The sequence below is a fragment of the Thalassobaculum salexigens DSM 19539 genome (assembly GCF_000423805.1).
Taxonomy (GTDB): Bacteria; Pseudomonadota; Alphaproteobacteria; order Thalassobaculales; family Thalassobaculaceae; genus Thalassobaculum; species Thalassobaculum litoreum.
In genome coordinates, this window is sequence record NZ_KE384094.1 from 511,355 (window position 1) to 527,286 (window position 15,932).

Below are 15,932 nucleotides of genomic sequence, written 5' to 3' on the forward strand. Positions count from 1 at the left end.
GTACCGGGTGAGCAGCCGCCATGCGCCGAGCCTATTTCAAGAACAACTGGATCGCCGCCGCTCTGGTCGCCCCTCAGTTGCTGATCATCTTCGTGTTCTTCTACTGGCCGACCGCGCAGGCGCTGTATTGGGCCTTCACCCTGGAACAGCCCTGGGGCGGCGGGAACCAGTGGGTCGGACTGGAGAATTTCCAGGCCATCGTCGAGGACGAGTACTATTGGAACTCGGTGATGGTCTCGATCATCTTCGCGTTCTTCTCCACCCTGCTGTCCATGGGCATGGCGCTGGTCCTGGCGATCGCCGCCGACCGCCAGCTCAACGGCTACAAGTTCTACCGGGTCGGCCTGATCTGGCCCTACGCGGTGGCGGCACCCGCCGTCGGTCTGGCCTTCCGTTTCATCTTCAATCCCTCGGCCGGCCTGCTGTCGCACCTCAATCAGATCTGGCCCGGCATCTGGGATCCGATCATGAACGGCGACCACGCGCTCGCCATGGTGATCTTCGCCGGCGCCTGGAAGCAGGTGGCCTACAACTTCATCTTCTTCCTCGCCGGCCTGCAGGCGATCCCGCGCTCGCTCACCGAGGCCAGCGCGATGGACGGGGCCGGAGTGCTGCGCCGGGTCCGGGACATCCAGCTTCCGCTGCTGGCACCGACCGCCTTCTTCCTGCTGGTGATCAACATCACCGACAGCTTCACCGACAGTTTCGGCATCGTCGACACCATGACCGCCGGCGGCCCGGCGCGGGCGACCGACCTCATGGTGTTCAAGATCTACGAGGACGGCTTCCGCGGGCTCGACTATTCCGGCGCCGCCGCCCAGTCGATCATCCTGATGCTCCTGGTCATGGTGCTCACCTTCTTCCAGTTCCGCTACATCGAGCGGCGCGTCCACTACACCTGAGGGCGGACTCATGATCGAACGCGCGCGCGGCCTGAACATCGCCACCCAGATCATCCTGGGCGCCGGGCTGCTGACCCTGCTGGTGCCGCTCTACCTGACCTTCGTGGCGGCGACGCAGACGCTGCCGGAGGTCAACCGGGTTCCCCCCACCTTCCTGCCGGGCACCCACCTGTTCGACAACCTGGCGGAAGCCTGGGTGCGCTCGAATTTCGGACAGAAGTTCGTGAACACCATGATCCTCGCCACCGGCGTCGTGGTCGGCAAGATCACCGTCGCGGCGATCACCGCTTTCGGCATCGTCTTCTTCCAGCACCGCTTCCGGATGCTGATCTTCTGGCTGATCTTCATCACCCTGATGCTGCCGCTGGAGGTCCGGATCGTGCCGACCTATTCGGTGGCCGCCAACGCGCTGTCGCCGTTCCAGCAGATCCTCGACGTGGTCGGCCTTACCTGGCTGCTCGAGGCGCTGACGGGCGTGCGGGTCGCGCTCGAGTGGAACCTGCTGAATTCCTATACCGGGCTGATCCTGCCGCTGATCGCCACCGCCACCGGGACCTTCCTGTACCGCCAGTTCTTCATGACCATCCCGGACGAGCTGGTCGAGGCGGCGCAGATGGACGGTGCCGGGCCGCTGCGCTTCCTGTGGGAGGTCCTGATCCCGCTGTCGCGCACCAACATCGCGGCGCTGGCGACGATCATGTTCGTGTATTCCTGGAACCAGTACCTCTGGCCGCTGCTGATCATCACCGACCCCAACTACGGCGTGGTGGCGGTGGAGCTCGGCCAGCTCGTGCCGGATTCCAACACCACCGGCGGCGGCATCCCGCACTGGAACCTGGCGATGGCCGGCACGCTCATCGTCATGGTCCCGCCGGTCCTGGTGGTCATCTTCATGCAGCGCTGGTTCGTGCGCGGCCTCATCAACACCGACAAGTAGTCAGCAAGGAGAGCGGCATGGCCGATATCAACATCCGCCGGGTCGAGAAATCCTATGGCGACACCCGGGTCGTCCACGGCGTCGACCTCGACATCCGCGACGGCGAGTTCGTGGTGATCCTGGGACCGTCGGGCTGCGGCAAGTCCACCCTGCTGCGGATGATCGCCGGGCTGGAGGCGATCTCCGGCGGCGAGATCGCCATCGGCGGCCGCGTGGTCAACGATCTGGAGCCGCGCCAGCGCGGCTGCGCCATGGTGTTCCAGAACTACGCGCTGTATCCGCACATGAGCGTTGCGGAGAATATCGGCTACGCCCTGAAGATCGCCGGCATCGGCAAGGCCGAGCGGCGCGCGCGGGTGCAGTCGGTGGCCACCGCCATCGGTCTGGAGGACTATCTCGACCGCCGGCCGGGCCAGCTCTCCGGCGGTCAGCGCCAGCGGGTCGCCATGGGTCGGGCGATGATCCGCGAGCCCAAGGTGTTCCTGTTCGACGAGCCGCTGTCCAACCTGGACGCCAAGCTGCGGGTGCAGATGCGCCTGGAGATCCGCCACCTGCACCAGCGCCTGGCCGCCACCTCGGTCTTCGTGACCCACGACCAGATCGAGGCCATGACCCTGGCCGACCGGATGGTGGTCATGAACCAGGGGAATATCGAGCAGGTCGGCGCGCCGAGCGACGTCTACGACCGGCCGGCCAGCACCTTCGTCGCCAGTTTCATCGGGTCGCCGCCGATGAACCTGCTGCCGGGCCGGATGACCGAGAGCGGACAGCATGTGGAACTCGCCGACGGCCAGCACGTTCCGATCCCGACCGCCCTGGCCCAGGGGCGCGTCGGCCGGCCGGTGACCCTCGGGATCCGGCCGGAGGACATCCGACACGGCCCCGCTGCGGGCGGGTCCGGCCTGACGGCCAAGTTCGATTTCCTGGAGGAGCTGGGGATGGGTCGGCTGTTTCACGGCACTCTCGGCGGCCAGGACATCATCATGCACGCCACCGACAAGACGCCGCCGGTCTTCGGCACCGCCGTCGATATCGCCTTCGATCCGTCCCGCCTTCACCTGTTCGACGTGGAGACGGGCAAGCGGCTGGCCGGCGAAAGCGGCCGGGCGGACAAGGAGCAGTGGTCCGGCTACAGGGCGACGGCCTGAGTCAGACCCGGCTCGCGGTGACCGCTCTGGCTCAGACCACCGTCCGGTCCCAGACGTCGGCGACCGTGTCGTAGCAAGTCTCGAACCGCTCCAGTCCGTGGCGCCCGCCGTTCACGAGGGCGCGGGCGTCGGCCATCCTGTCCTCGGTCAGAGCGGCGCGGATCCGCCCTTCGCGCTGCTTCAGGAAAGACGCCAGAATGCGGCCGGCTGTCTTCGGATCGTTGGCTCGATCCGGGTCGGCGATCAGATCCACGCCGATGCGGCCGCCGACCTCGTCGTAGTTAAAGCGGCCCGTCAGTTGGATGAAGCCGCGCCCACGGAATCGCTTGCCGTCGCCCGGCTCGGTATTGCCCAGGTTGCCACGGTCCTCGTAGAGATCGTAATCGGCCCCTTGACCCGGCCTGCCGAACTTGGAGGTATTGTAACGGTGCGGCGGCTCGGAGACCGGCACGAACCCGGCGGTTTCGGCCTTGATGGTTGCCAGCGCCATCAGGATCATGTCGCGGTCGTCCAGCCCCTCCTCGCGCAGCCCGTCCCGAACGTGGATCATGTGGCTGTCGATGTTGCGGGCCGCACTGCGGTCGAAGCCGGTCTTGGCGATCTTCTTCAACCTCTCGAGGGTCAGCGTGGCGGCTGCGCCTGCGGACGCGACGGGCGAGGCAGGGGTCGACGCGCTCGTCGACGGGCTCGCCCCTTGCGTCCTGCCGATGCTGTCGCGCGTTACGAGCTCCACGCCGAAATGCTGCAGGATGCGGTCCATCGGGCAGATATACGTCTGCGGATCGGCACGGTCTGCATGATCGCCCCCGACCACCAGACCGACGGCGTTGTGGTAGCGATCGACGATCAGCGCCCCGCTATCTCCTCCCTTGGTGAAGGCATTGCAGGTGATCATGCCCCCGTAGTTGATGTACCGGACGGCGGTCCCGTCCTGCATCCTGATCTTGTGCAGCATGGCGTTCAGGGTCGTCACCCGGGTCGTAGCCTTCCAGGCGCCGTCCACATAGGCGAACAGCTTGTCGCCGATCTGAGGACTTGGATTGACCCCCTTTGGCGGACCGCGACCGTCAATGTCGGCGGTGATCGCGGGGGTGGTGATCCGGGCGATCGCCGCATCGATCTGCGTCAGGCCGGCCGGATTGAAGTTGAGCGGCTTGTAGGCCGTCAGAGCGGCGATCACCCGATGGTCGCCATTTCGCGCGACCTCGAAGACCGGCGTCCCCGGCGCCGCCGGCCTGAGCCGAGAATAGCCGATTACGTGGGCGCTGGTCAGCAGGAACAGACCTGAGGGTCCGCGGCGCGGCGTCACAAGGCAGCCGAAGGTGCCGTGCAACCCGCCTTCAATCTTGATCGAGGTACCGCCGGCCGCCGGCTGGGTGAACTGGAGCCCCGGCTCACCCACCTCGTCCACATCGGTCGGGATCGCCGCGTCTAGGCCGGGGAGGCGCAGGATCGCGGGGACGGCGTCCTCGTCGCCGTCTACCGGAAGCTTGCGGTCGATGAAGACCTTCAGCACCAGCTCGCCGGTGCTGTTGCCGTTCACCGTGTTGATCCCCATGGCGAGACCACGGAAGCCCTCGTTTCGCATCCACGGATGGGCCGCCCGCAGTGCGTCGCCTGCCGGCCCCAGCTGCGACAGGGCTTCAATCGCCGACCGGATGTCCTCCTCGCAGGCCATGATCAGTTACCGCGCGGCGCATAGTCGCCATCGCTGGCCGCCGCCAGGATCTCCGCCAGGGCTGCCGAGGGTGTTGTGACGATGCTCTCGACGAGCTGCTTGCTGAGCAGCCCCTCCGGCCAGGTGCTCTCGAGATCCGCGATCGGCAAGCCGATCGTCTTGAGATGCGCGGCGACCGCTGACCGGGTGGCCGCATCGATCTTGCCACTCTGGGTCACGCCGAGGGATGCCTGGATCTCCTTCACCGCCACCTCGTTCGCGGCGAGCGCATCCTCGAACGTACTCTGCGGCCCTGCAGGCGCCACGGTAGCTGTCGCGGGCGGCTGTTCCAACGTCACCCCAAGAAGCTGGACCACCGGCTCGGTGAACACGGCCACCGGATTGGCAATGTCCTTGGCGTTGGCGGTAAGCCAGGTGCAAAGCCGGCTACGCGTCGTCTTTCCAATGGTTCCGTCTACGGCGGTTCCGGTCAGACCGATCGCCGTCTGCAGGGCCCTGACATTCTTCTTCTTGCGTTCCTTTTCCGGCCCGTCCGGGTCGCCGGCCGAGACGAGCTCCTGTTCCAGCGGTGTCTGCGGTGCCAGAGCCAAGGTCTCATCGACCTGCGCGATGTTCGAACAGGCGAAGGGTCCACCCGTCAGTGCGTTGGTCTCCGCCGGCTTGTTGCCGGGCACGACCAGCTTGACCAGCGCCTTGCCGGGGCCCTTGGCTTCGGCGATCAGCAGGGTCGCGGTCGCGCCCTCGGCGACCGTGCCCTGAACCGGGTCGACCGTGACCGTGTAGCTGCCGCCGGCCACGCCGATATCGACATTGAGCCCGGCCGGCCGATTGCCGACGATCTGGGCGGTCGGAATGCCGCCCTCCGACTGCACCGAGAATTCGAACGGCGTGCCGGGGGTCAGGGTGACGTCGGTGGTGGCCGGGGTCACCGAGAAGTTGGTATCGACCTGATCGACCGTGCAGGCATCCCGCGAGCCTACCTTGGCGCGGCGGGCATTGACGATCTCGACGAACCGGTTGACCGCCTCGGCCGCCTGCCGAAGCTCCGCCGTCTCGGACTCGATGGCTGCGGAGACGCCGCCCGGATCCACCGCGGGTTGCAGTAGAAAGCCGATGCCGCCCTGGGTTCCTCCCCGCGAATCGTCGTCCTGTTGCGGCGGCGTGAAGCTGCCGAGCGGCGACAGGCCGGCCGAGTTGATTGATCTCGCGGCGCTCAGGATCTGGGTCGGGTCCGGGAGCCGGGCGACGATCTGCGTGTTCACCTGATTGACGATGCCATCGACGGTCGTGACCAGCTCGCTGGCCGCCCGATTCAGGTCGCCGTCGAGGGCGAAGCCGGCCTCCCGCGCGGTCCGGGCGAAGGCGATCGCCGCCTGGGCGTCTCTCTGCACGGCCGCCGCCACCCCAACGCTGGCGAGCTTGCCTTCCAGGCTGACGATGCGGCTAGTGAGGCCCGGAGCCGACGCTGTGCCGTAGAGACTTGTCGTAAAGCTTTCGTACTCGCCCTTCGTGACGAGCATCGGACCGACGCTGGCGACCGCACAGGTCAGGGCCTTGGCGCCCGCCATGTTGATCCGGTCGCGGACACCGTCGACGAACAGGGTGCTCGCCGTGTAGGCGGTGGCGCCACCGATGCTGAGCCCGGAGAAAAGCTCCGTGGTAGAGCCGTTGATCCCGAGATACACAAGCGTCGCGGTCAACGGGATCAGGGTCAGTGCCAGACCGGAACGGACCTTCGTCTGGTTGTCCACGGACTGGTAAAGCTCCGCGCGCCAGTCATTAGCGTACTTGATCGATTGGGGAAGGTTGCCCGCGAAGCTGTCGTCGACCGCCATGAAGGCCGGCCGACTCACCGAGTCCGGTGCGTGAACCGGAACGAGCACCCCGCTGCAGGACGTCATGAACAGGCTTGCGCTCAGCACCGCTCCCAGCGCGGCCTTGCGCAGAATCGGATCGGCAATGCCTTTCTCAAGGAATTCTCGTCGCATATCAAAGCCCCCCAGCTTGCATGCTCAGACCCAACCGGTCACCCGTCGGTGCGTGATCCCGCCTGTTGGTTCGTCGCCTCCTTGGCATGGCACGTTTCGTCGCCGCATATCGCAGTCAGGTCGGGTCGACCCCCGATGCCCACCATTTGAGAGAATAGAACCTATTTATATACAATTTAAAAGAGTTCATATTATCCAACAAAAACTCGATGCAAGATCACTCTTCCCAATCCACCCGCATTCGGCCGACCGAGCCGATGGTCTCCGTGGACGGAACACGAGCGTCTGTGACGCTGCTGGCGCGCGCGGAGCTGGTCGCCCCGGATGGCGCGCCTGCGCCGGCCGAGGCCGCGCGGAATCTGGCGGCGACCGGGGAGCGGCCCGGCGAGCCAGTCTCGCGCTACGAGATCGCCGAGCGGCTCGGTAAGACGGTCGACCTACCCGACCATCGCGATGTCGACCAGGCCGTCCGCCGCCTGCGCCGCAAGATCGAGGCGACCATGGAGGTCGAGGCCCCGATCCCCTCGGCCCATGCGGTCGGCTATTCCTTCATCGGGCCGATCGGACGGGTCTGAGGCCCGCCCACGCGATCCGTATGCCGGACCGAACGCGCAGATCCGGTTGCCGGATCGCACCGGACCGGGCCTAATTCCCGACGACCGTCTTCGCCCTGGAAGCCCGCTTGACCGACCTGATCATCGATCTGCTGCCGCTCTTCATGTTCCTGACATTGATGGGCCTCGTCTTCACCAGCTACCCGATCGGGTTCGCGCTGGGCGGGACGGCGATCCTGTTCGGCTTCATCGGCATGGGGCTGGACGTGTTCTCCTATCCGGAGTTCTTCGTCTTCGTGCCGCGGGTGTGGAGCATCGCGGAGAACCTGCAGATCATCGCCGTGCCGCTGTTCGTGTTCATGGGCGTGATGCTGGAGCGCTCGCGCATCGCCCAGGACCTGCTGGAGGCGCTGCAGATGCTGCTGCGGCCCGTGCCCGGCGGCATGGCGCTGGCGGTGACCCTCATGGGGGTGATCTTCGCCGCCATCACCGGCGTGGTCGGCGCCTCGGTCATCATGCTGACCCTGATCGCCCTGCCGACCATGCTGAAGGCGGGATACCGGCCGTCCCTGGCGCTCGGGACCATCGCCGCCTCCTCCACGCTGGGCATCCTGATCCCGCCCAGCATCCTGATCGTGTTCCTCAGCGAAATGATGCAGATCTCCTTCGGCTATCTGTTCGCCGCGGTGATCTGGCCGGGACTGCTGCTCTCCGGCCTCTACCTGCTGTACATCGCCGGCTACGCCTTCCTGGTGAAGGGCGCGGCGCCCCGCCTCCCGCCGCCGCCGAAGGACCGCGACCCGCGGGAGTTCTGGGGCGTGCTGGCGCGCGGCATCGTGCCGCCGGCGATCCTGATCTTCCTGGTCATGGGCTCGGTGCTGTCCGGCCTGGCCACCATCACCGAGTCGGCGGCGGTTGGGGCTGGCGGCGCGCTGCTGCTGGCCTGGCTGCGCGGCAATCTGCGCGACGGACGGCTGCGCGAGAGCCTGCACCGCTCGGCCATGACGGTCGGCATGATCTTCGTGCTGTTCATCGGCGCCACCAGCTTCGCCTTCGTGTTCCGGATCCTGGGCGGCGACGAGATCGTCTATCTGCTGATCGACGCCGCCCAGCTCGACGCCTGGGGCATCCTGATCATGGTGATCGCGCTGATCTTCCTGATGGGGTTCTTCTTCGACGTGCTGGAGATCATGCTGATCGCCATCCCGATCTTCGGCCCGATCGTCGCCCCGCTGGATTTCGGCCCGCATATCGCCCAGGGCGACGTGCTGTACTGGTTCGCCGTGCTGGTGGCGATCACGCTGCAGACCTCGTTCCTCACGCCGCCGATGGGCCTGTCGCTGTTCTACATCAAGGGAGTGGCACCGGCGTCCATCACCATGCGGCAGATCTATGTGGGGATCGTGCCCTTCGTGATCCTGCAGATGCTCTGCGTCGCCATCGTCATGGCCGAGCCGGAACTGGTGACCGCCCTGCCGCACTGGCTGTTCATCGACTGAGGAGGGGACCGCCATGACCGCCCGCCCCGACCGACCTACCCCCTGGCGCCACATGCTGCGCGCCGCCGACGCACTGGAGCGGCCGGCGGTATGGGTCGGCCAGGCGGTGTCCTGGCTGTTCCTGCCGCTGATCGCCATCATCCTGTTCGACGCGCTGGCCCGCCGCTACCTGCGCAAGTTCGAGTTCGTGATGGAGAGCGACCTGCATTTCTACCTGAACTCGCCGGCGATGCAGGACGCGGAGTGGCACCTGCACGCGATCATCATGCTCTGCGCGCTGGGCTATGCCTGCGCCTGCAACGCCCATGTGCGGCTCGACATGCTGCGCGGAAAGCTGGGGGAGCGGGGCCGGCTCTGGGTGGAGTTCCTGGGCGGGCTGTTCCTGCTGCTGCCGTTCGTGGCGATCTTCACCGCCGACTGCTTCGACTTCTTCTGGATCGCCTGGGTGCATGACGAGACGGCGGGCGAGACCAACGGCATCGGCGAGCGCTGGTTCATCAAGTTCTTCATGGTGCTGGGACCGGGCCTGCTGCTGCTGGCCGGGCTGTCGGTGGTGCTGCGCGTCTTCGTACGCCTGTTCGGCCCGCCGGAACTGGCACAGGAGACCCGGACCGAGGCGATCACCGAACGGAATTTCTCGGCGTTCAACTGAGAGGGGGCGCCTCCCCTCATTCCCCCTTCTTCACTCCCCGGATTTATTCCGGGGCCCACCCTTTCGCATCTCGGGCGCATGGGGTCGTGCGAGGCCTTGCCGTAGGCCCCGGAATCAATCCAGGGAATGAGAGAGAAAGGGTTCGTAGGGAGCGACATCCGCAATGGAAACACCCCCGGGAACAGGCCCAGGGGTGTCCGATATCCCGAAAAGCCCGCTGCCCTCACTTCATCGGCGAATGCGCCGAGGGGAACCAGAGGACCGAGTGCATCTCCTCCAGGAAGCCACCGGCGTCCTTCAGAAAGGCCTGCCATTCCGGGTCCTTGGCACAGGCGTTGCGGGCCTCCATGCGTTGCTCGAAGCTGTCATAGACCCAGATGTGGGAGACCTCGTTCGGCTGCCCGGCCTCGGTGTGGAAGATGCCGACATTCTTGGAGTACTTCTCGCGCGCCGGCTGCACGGCCAGGAATTTCTCCAGCCACGGCTTCGCCTTGCCGACCTTGGTGCGGTAGTAGCGGTACTCGTAGATGTGGCCCTCGCCCGACGGCGGGGCCAGCGGCTTCATCGGGTTCAGCAGTCGGATGTCCTGGCGCAGGATCAGCGGCCCGGCCTGGGTCAGGTACTTGTTCTTCCAGTCGGCGTTCTCGCCCAGGGCGGCGCGGCGCTCGGCCCGGTGGTTCAGGTCGTTGTAGGACCACAGGTGGTGCACCTGGTTGAGCGCGCCGATCTCGGTCAGCCAGTAGCCCTCAAGCGTGCCGTAGTCGTTGCCGCGGATCGGCCGGCCGATCTCGCCGGACAGGCGGGCCAGCTCCGGCGCCTTGCCTGCCGGGGTGGTGTAGGTGCGCAGTTCATAGATCATTCGGGTCTCCCTCCTCCTGCCGCCGGGCATCGCCGGCGGCGGTCGTTCAATACGCGATCAATCGGGTGGCCATCATCGGGTCGGTCGCGGACGGGCAGTACCGTCCAAGTCGGCACGGGTGCCTATTCGGCGGCAAGCGGCGGGACCGCCTCCTCCATCGTGTTGCAGATGCCGTGCACCCGCGTCTGACGCATGCGGCGGCGGTAGGCGTCGGCGTCGTAGCCGGCCCCGCGGTGCAGCAGACAGCGGTTGTCCCAGATCACCAGGTCGCCGGCCTGCCAGGGATGGCGGTAGATCGAGGCCGGACGGGTCGCCTCGGCCAGCAGCGCGTCGAGCAGCACCCGGCTCTCGTCGTGGTTCCAGCCTTCGATCTCCTTGGCATGGGAGCCGATATAGATGTTGCGCGCGCCGGTGCGGGGATTGGCCCGGACCAGCCGCTGGCGTACCGGCGGCAGCGAGGCGGCGTGGGATTCGGAGACCGGCGCCACCTTGGAGCGCGAATAGACGTAATCGTGGATGCAGACCAGCGGGTCGAGCCGGGCCTGCTCGTCCACCGGCAGGCGGCCATAGGCGGCACGGCCGCTGACGAACTCCGTCTCCCCGCCCTGCGCCGGCACCTCATGGGCGGACATGATCGACACGAAGGTCGGCACCGAGCGGAACGACGAGTCCGAATGCCAGAGGTTGTTGCCGGTCTGGAACACGGTGCGCTGATGGTCGTTGCCGTATTTGGTGCCGTCCTCCATCACGTTGCCGATGGTGTGGAAATGCTCCACCTGGCCGGTCGTGCCGAGTGTGACGTGGTTCGCCTCCGGCTCGCCGAGCGCCCGGGTCAGGGCCAGTTGCTGGTCGTCCTGAAGGTGCTGACCGGGGAAGACGAGAAACGAATAGGCGTCGATGGCGTCGCGGATCTCTTCGACCAGGGCATCGGTCAGGGGCCGCTTCAGGTCCGGGCCGGTCAGGCGTGCGCCGAATTCGTCATGCACGGAGGCAATGGTAAAGGCCGTCATGGGTGCTCCTCCCTCGCGAGGTCCTCGTCGGGACGCCCGTCATTGGTTGAAGCAAGCCTGGGCCAACACCGCAGCCGCCGCAAGACACGGAGTCGCGCCGGTCCGTGTGCAGCGCAAGGGTCAGCCCCAGTGGTCGCGGGGCAAGCCGTCCGGCGCCATCACCGGGTCCAGGCTGAAGTAAAGCACGCCGATGGTCATCGCGATGCCCGTGCCGCCGGCGGTGATCGGACAGTGGACGCTCTGATAGGTGCGCCACGACTTGTCGACCGCCCAGATCACATACCCCCGGCGGAACACCGGACGTCCCTCGCGCGCCGGTCGACGAAACGTGTCCAGCACCTTTTGCTGGGCGCCGCTGTAGTTGCTCTCCATCACGGTCCGGCCGGTGTAGTCGCGGTTGAGGAACCCGGTGACCGCCGTCCCCACTAGACGGTAACGGAAATCCGCTGCGTCCTCGAGCATATCCATGATGATCACATGGCCGAACCAGGGGGCGAGTTCCTCAAACTCGAAATCGGCCCGGTCCGGGACTGCACGCGATCCCCGCTTGCCGTGCCAAAGGTCCGCGAAGCCGGCGACCATGGGGTGGTCGCAGTGATCGACGACGTCGTGCTCGCGTGAGTCGTCGAAGGAGCCTGCCTGCGATGAACGCTTGAGTGTTTTCATCTGGACTCCCGACCGTGCGCACCCCCTCGCGCACCAAGCTGCCGATGGGAAGAGGACGTCCTGACTCTAAGGACTGTTCCTTAACGCGGCGTTACTCTACCCGGTCCACCCGTGCGCTCGGGCCTCAGTCTTCGAGGCCCACGAGCCGGGGACGCAGCCGCGTCCGCACCGGCTCCAGCGAGACCAGGCAGCCCAGCGCCATAGCCGAACGTCGTATGGCTTCGTATTCCCCCATCAACATCATGACAGACATACAAACACTACAAAGAACTCGTTCACGTCGCATCGAGTCAACGTGATGATTACCACGAATCAATTCTGAGACTCTCCCCGATATTTACCTCATAGTTTTGGCGGGAGACGCATTCGGGGGATCGCGGCCTCAAAGACTCGACACCGACAGACGACGGGAGTGCCAGCACCTTTTCGGTGCCTGCCTTCCCTCCCGTCTGTCGGTCCGCATCTTCCCCGATGTCGTGCACCGCTATGAGTCCGGGGGGATGGGACCATGGGGAACTGGTCGGTGGCGATCGTCGACAGCGGCGTGACCTACGAGACGGAGGCCGTCTACGGATACAGCATTTTCGATTACGACTATTACGGCGGCGACAGCGATACCGACGGCGGCAGGATCAGCTCGCACGGCTCCCGGGTCGCCGAGGCGGTCGAGGTGACAAATGGGCAGCTCGAACGCCTCGACCTGCAGATCTCGAACAACAGCGGCTCGGTGATCTCCAGCATCGCCATCCGCAACGCCCTGCACGACGTCAACAATCTGGCGAACGAAGGCTGGCAGATCGGCTCGGTGAACATGAGCTTCGGCGGATACTCCTCCTATTGGACGAGTTATTTCCGCTCGCAGATCTCCCTGCTGCACGACCAGGGCATCTACTCGGTCGCCGCTTCGGGTAACGGGGGATACCGGACCTATCTCGAGTATCCCATGTATCCGGCCCGCTTCGCCAACGTGCTGTCCGTCGGCAGCCATGACGGCCACGGCAACCCGTCCTGGTTTTCCCAGAACTACGGTGGCGGCGTCCACATCCTCGCCGACGGCGAGAGCTTCCCCAATCAGGGCGATTTCGGCACCAGTTTCGCCGCGCCGCAGGTCGCCGCGACCGTCGCGACGATGCAGGCGCTGGTCCAGGCCACCACCGGCAACCGGCTGAGCTTCGATGAGGTCGTCGATGCCCTGCAGCAGGGCGGCCACGGTCCACGCTCCGCCGCTGATCCGGCCGACCATCAGACCACCTACTACCTGCTCGATCACGCGGGATCGGTGACCTACACCCTCGCCGCCCATGTGGACCCGAACGTCTCCTGGCTCGAATACATCGCCTCATATTCGGATCTGGAGGCGGCATTCGGACGCGACATCGTCGCCGCCCGCGACCATTTCATCCATAACGGCGTGTGGGAGGGCCGCATCGCCGAGTTCGACGGGTTGGAATACCTGGCCTCCTACGCCGACCTGCGGGCGACCATGGGGACAGACCGGCAAGCGGCCGCCAGCCACTACCTCGACAGCGGTCGCTCGGAGGGGCGCAACGTGACCTTCGACGCCGACGAATACCTGGCCGCCAATCCGGACCTGGCGGCGGTGTTCGACGGTGACCGCGATAGAGCGACGGAACACTACATCACCGCCGGCGCCGCCGAAGGACGTCCCACGAGCGGCCGGGGACTGTCGCATGTCGGCTTCGCCCCGGAGGCGGAGGACGGCACCGAGTTGTCCCGCTCGACGGCGACCCATGGCCAGGTCGGCGTCGGCCAGTCAGCGAGCGCGTCGATCGGCGCCGACGGCGACCGGGACTGGTACGCGACCGAGCTGACCGCCGGACAGACCGTGGTGGTCCAGCTGCGCGGCGCGTCCGGCGAGGGCGGGACGCTCTTCGACCCGGATCTGTTCGTCTATGATGCCGACGGCCACTACGTGGCCTACGACTTCGACGGCGGTGCCGGCCGCGATGCGCACCTGGCCTTCACCGCGCCCGTCGCCGGGACCTACTACCTGGAGGTCGACGGCTATCTGGGACATACCGGCAGCTATACGCTGGACCTGACCCAGGCAACGGCCGCCTCCATGGACGACCTCGCCGCCGGGGTGGATCTGGCCGACCGCGATCCGGCGACCTTCGCCGATGTTCAGGTCGCCCTGCTCTCCGACGGCCCGCTCTCCACCGATCCTTTCGGGCTGCTCTGAGCCGCCGCCGCCGGCGATCCCGGATCAGGCCGTCATATCGCGAACCCGTTCCGGGCCGAACACCACGCTGACCACCGTTCCCTTGCCGGGCTCGCTCTCCAGCCCGACTTCGGCGCCGTGAAGTTCGGCCAGCATCTTGACGAGGTAGAGCCCGAGACCGGTTCCCTCGGCCTGGGACAGCGCCGGGTTCCGGGCCCGGGTGAACGGCTCCCAGATGGTCTTCTGATCCTGCGGGTCGATGCCGGCACCGGTATCGGCCACCGCCAGGGAGAGCGCCCCGTCGGCAGCAGGTTCAAGCCGGACCACCGCCTGCCCGCCCTGGGGCGTGAACTTCAGGGCGTTGGAAACCAGGTTGGTGAGGATCTGGCGGATCGCCTTCGCGTCGGCGTAGAGCGCCGGCACCTCGTCCGGTACGTCGATCTGCAGGCTGACCCCCTTGCGGTCGGCCTCGACCCCGAGCACCGTCTTGATCGAGGCGATCTCGCGGGCGATGTCGACCCAGCCTTCGTTGATCTCGAAGCCGCCGCTCTCGATCTTCGACAGGTCGAGCAGGTCGTTCACCAGGGCCAGCAGGTGCTGGCTGCTCTCGTGAATGATCTCGGCATATTCCTGCTCGCGGGTCTTCTCCTGGTTCGCACGGTGCTGCAGTTTCAGGATCTGCGAGAAGCCGATGATGGCGGTGAGCGGCGTGCGGATCTCGTGGCTGATACGGGCAAGGAACGCGCTCTTCGCCCGGGTCGCGTGCTCGGCGCGCTGCAGGGCCGAGCGAACCTGCTGGTCGCGGTTCACCAGATCCGAATTCGCGTCCGCCAGATCCTGCGCGCGCGATACCAGCGCATGCTGAGCCTGCATCGCCCGGGTGATCACCACCGCGCCCGCAGCCAGCGCCAGGATCAGCAGCACGACCGCCGGCACGGCGAGGTCCCGCAGGGCGTCGAGCCCCGCCTTCGGGGGCTCCCAGTCGAGGATGGCCACCTCGGTTCCATCCGACCGGAAAAGATGCACCGCCTGCTCGGAGGCCGTCTCAAGATCGAAGACGATCCGCAGGTCGCTCAGCGCGAAGCGCTCGGCGGTACGGGCCAGCCAGGCGTCGTCCAGCGGCCGCAACACGATCAGGATCGGACGCGGACGCGGCTCCAGTTCTTCCAGTGTCGGCTTCTCCGGCGTGATCGCCGCGACACCGGCGACGTACAGCCCCATCGCCGTGCGCACCAGACAGGGCAGCCCATCCGGATTGTCCATTGGCGACGCCCGCGCCTGCCCGATCACGGCCGCCAGGTCTCCCACCACCCGCCCGGCAGCGTCGTCGGGGAAGGCGGGCCGATCCGGATGGGTCCAGGAAAAGGCAACGCCGTCAGCCTCATCGATGACGATCGTACCGGTGACCCCGAAGGTTTCCGAGATGTAGGTACCGAGATCGTTCTCCGCCCAGGGTCGGTCCAAATCGACCAGAACGTTCTCTATCGTCACATCCCAATAGGCATAGTCCTTGGCCAAAAGACCCATGTCGCGCGTGACATCCTCGATGGCGGTGCGCGCCAAGCGGTTGGAGGAGCGCGCCGCGGTCCGGTCGATCTCGACGACCGCAAGCCACAACGCGCCGCCCGCCAGCGCCACCGCAAACAGCACCAGGGCGCCGACCGGAACGAACAGCCTCCATGCGGGCGAGCCGGTCGCCCGAGTCACCCTAGCCTGGTCCCCGTTATTGCCTGTCACTGCTGACTCTTCCATCCTCGCCCCATGCCCCGACGCTACCATCGCGATGAGAACCGGCAAAGCGCCGCAGCGTTTGTGAGTTTCCGCACATTTCAGGTCATTGCCTTGAAGATCGTCGCC

13 protein-coding genes are annotated in these 15,932 nt (G+C 66.3%); 7 read left to right on the forward strand and 6 right to left on the reverse strand.

The window, feature by feature from the left end:
- Positions 1–20 precede the first annotated feature (20 nt).
- The 3 genes from G578_RS0117555 to G578_RS0117565 are packed head-to-tail and all read left to right on the forward strand — an operon-like array spanning position 21 to position 2,987.
- Complete coding sequence (locus G578_RS0117555) at positions 21–902, forward strand: ABC transporter permease subunit (RefSeq protein WP_051244967.1); 882 nt, start codon at positions 21–23, stop codon at positions 900–902.
- A 10-nt stretch (positions 903–912) separates the two neighbouring features.
- Positions 913–1,839 carry an ABC transporter permease subunit gene (locus tag G578_RS0117560; RefSeq protein WP_028795360.1) on the forward strand — a complete coding sequence of 309 codons (927 nt, stop codon included), beginning with the start codon at positions 913–915 and terminating at the stop codon, positions 1,837–1,839.
- A 17-nt stretch (positions 1,840–1,856) separates the two neighbouring features.
- Positions 1,857–2,987, forward strand: coding sequence for a sn-glycerol-3-phosphate import ATP-binding protein UgpC (locus G578_RS0117565; RefSeq protein ID WP_028795361.1), 1,131 nt, complete (start codon positions 1,857–1,859; stop codon positions 2,985–2,987).
- A 31-nt stretch (positions 2,988–3,018) separates the two neighbouring features.
- Here G578_RS0117565 and G578_RS30225 read toward each other — a convergent pair whose 3' ends face one another.
- Positions 3,019–4,665 carry a glycoside hydrolase family 19 protein gene (locus G578_RS30225; RefSeq protein WP_051244968.1) on the reverse strand — a complete coding sequence of 549 codons (1,647 nt, stop codon included), beginning with the start codon at positions 4,663–4,665 and terminating at the stop codon, positions 3,019–3,021.
- A gap of 2 nt (positions 4,666–4,667) precedes the next feature.
- On the reverse strand, positions 4,668–6,653 hold the full coding sequence (locus tag G578_RS0117575; protein ID WP_028795362.1) for a hypothetical protein: 1,986 nt from the start codon (positions 6,651–6,653) through the stop codon (positions 4,668–4,670).
- Positions 6,654–6,940: 287 nt separating this feature from the next.
- On the opposite strand from G578_RS0117575, the gene G578_RS0117580 reads away from it, so the two are divergent.
- The 3 genes from G578_RS0117580 to G578_RS26865 all read left to right on the forward strand — a co-directional run bounded on the left by G578_RS0117580 (position 6,941) and on the right by G578_RS26865 (position 9,358).
- Positions 6,941–7,228 (forward strand): winged helix-turn-helix domain-containing protein, encoded by a 288-nt coding sequence (locus G578_RS0117580; protein ID WP_028795363.1) that lies wholly within the window; start codon positions 6,941–6,943, stop codon positions 7,226–7,228.
- 107 nt (positions 7,229–7,335) lie between these two features.
- On the forward strand, positions 7,336–8,706 hold the full coding sequence (locus G578_RS0117585) for a TRAP transporter large permease (RefSeq protein ID WP_028795364.1): 1,371 nt from the start codon (positions 7,336–7,338) through the stop codon (positions 8,704–8,706).
- A gap of 13 nt (positions 8,707–8,719) precedes the next feature.
- Positions 8,720–9,358, forward strand: coding sequence for a TRAP transporter small permease subunit (locus tag G578_RS26865; RefSeq protein ID WP_038015157.1), 639 nt, complete (start codon positions 8,720–8,722; stop codon positions 9,356–9,358).
- A gap of 223 nt (positions 9,359–9,581) precedes the next feature.
- On the opposite strand, the gene G578_RS0117595 is transcribed toward G578_RS26865, so the two are convergent.
- The 3 genes from G578_RS0117595 to G578_RS0117605 all read right to left on the reverse strand — a co-directional run bounded on the left by G578_RS0117595 (position 9,582) and on the right by G578_RS0117605 (position 11,893).
- Positions 9,582–10,217, reverse strand: coding sequence for an NIPSNAP family protein (locus G578_RS0117595; protein WP_028795365.1), 636 nt, complete (start codon positions 10,215–10,217; stop codon positions 9,582–9,584).
- A gap of 122 nt (positions 10,218–10,339) precedes the next feature.
- The gene (locus tag G578_RS26870) at positions 10,340–11,227 is read right to left on the reverse strand and encodes a TauD/TfdA dioxygenase family protein (protein WP_051244969.1); all 888 of its coding nucleotides are present in this window, start codon (positions 11,225–11,227) and stop codon (positions 10,340–10,342) included.
- Between the two features lie 120 nt (positions 11,228–11,347).
- Positions 11,348–11,893, reverse strand: coding sequence for a PAS domain-containing protein (locus tag G578_RS0117605; protein WP_084618994.1), 546 nt, complete (start codon positions 11,891–11,893; stop codon positions 11,348–11,350).
- 508 nt (positions 11,894–12,401) lie between these two features.
- Here G578_RS0117605 and G578_RS0117615 point away from each other — a divergent pair.
- Positions 12,402–14,096 (forward strand): pre-peptidase C-terminal domain-containing protein, encoded by a 1,695-nt coding sequence (locus G578_RS0117615; protein WP_028795367.1) that lies wholly within the window; start codon positions 12,402–12,404, stop codon positions 14,094–14,096.
- Between the two features lie 24 nt (positions 14,097–14,120).
- On the opposite strand, the gene G578_RS28610 is transcribed toward G578_RS0117615, so the two are convergent.
- Entirely contained in the window at positions 14,121–15,782 is a 1,662-nt protein-coding gene (locus G578_RS28610; RefSeq protein ID WP_051244970.1) for a sensor histidine kinase, read from the reverse strand.
- Positions 15,783–15,932: the final 150 nt, after the last annotated feature.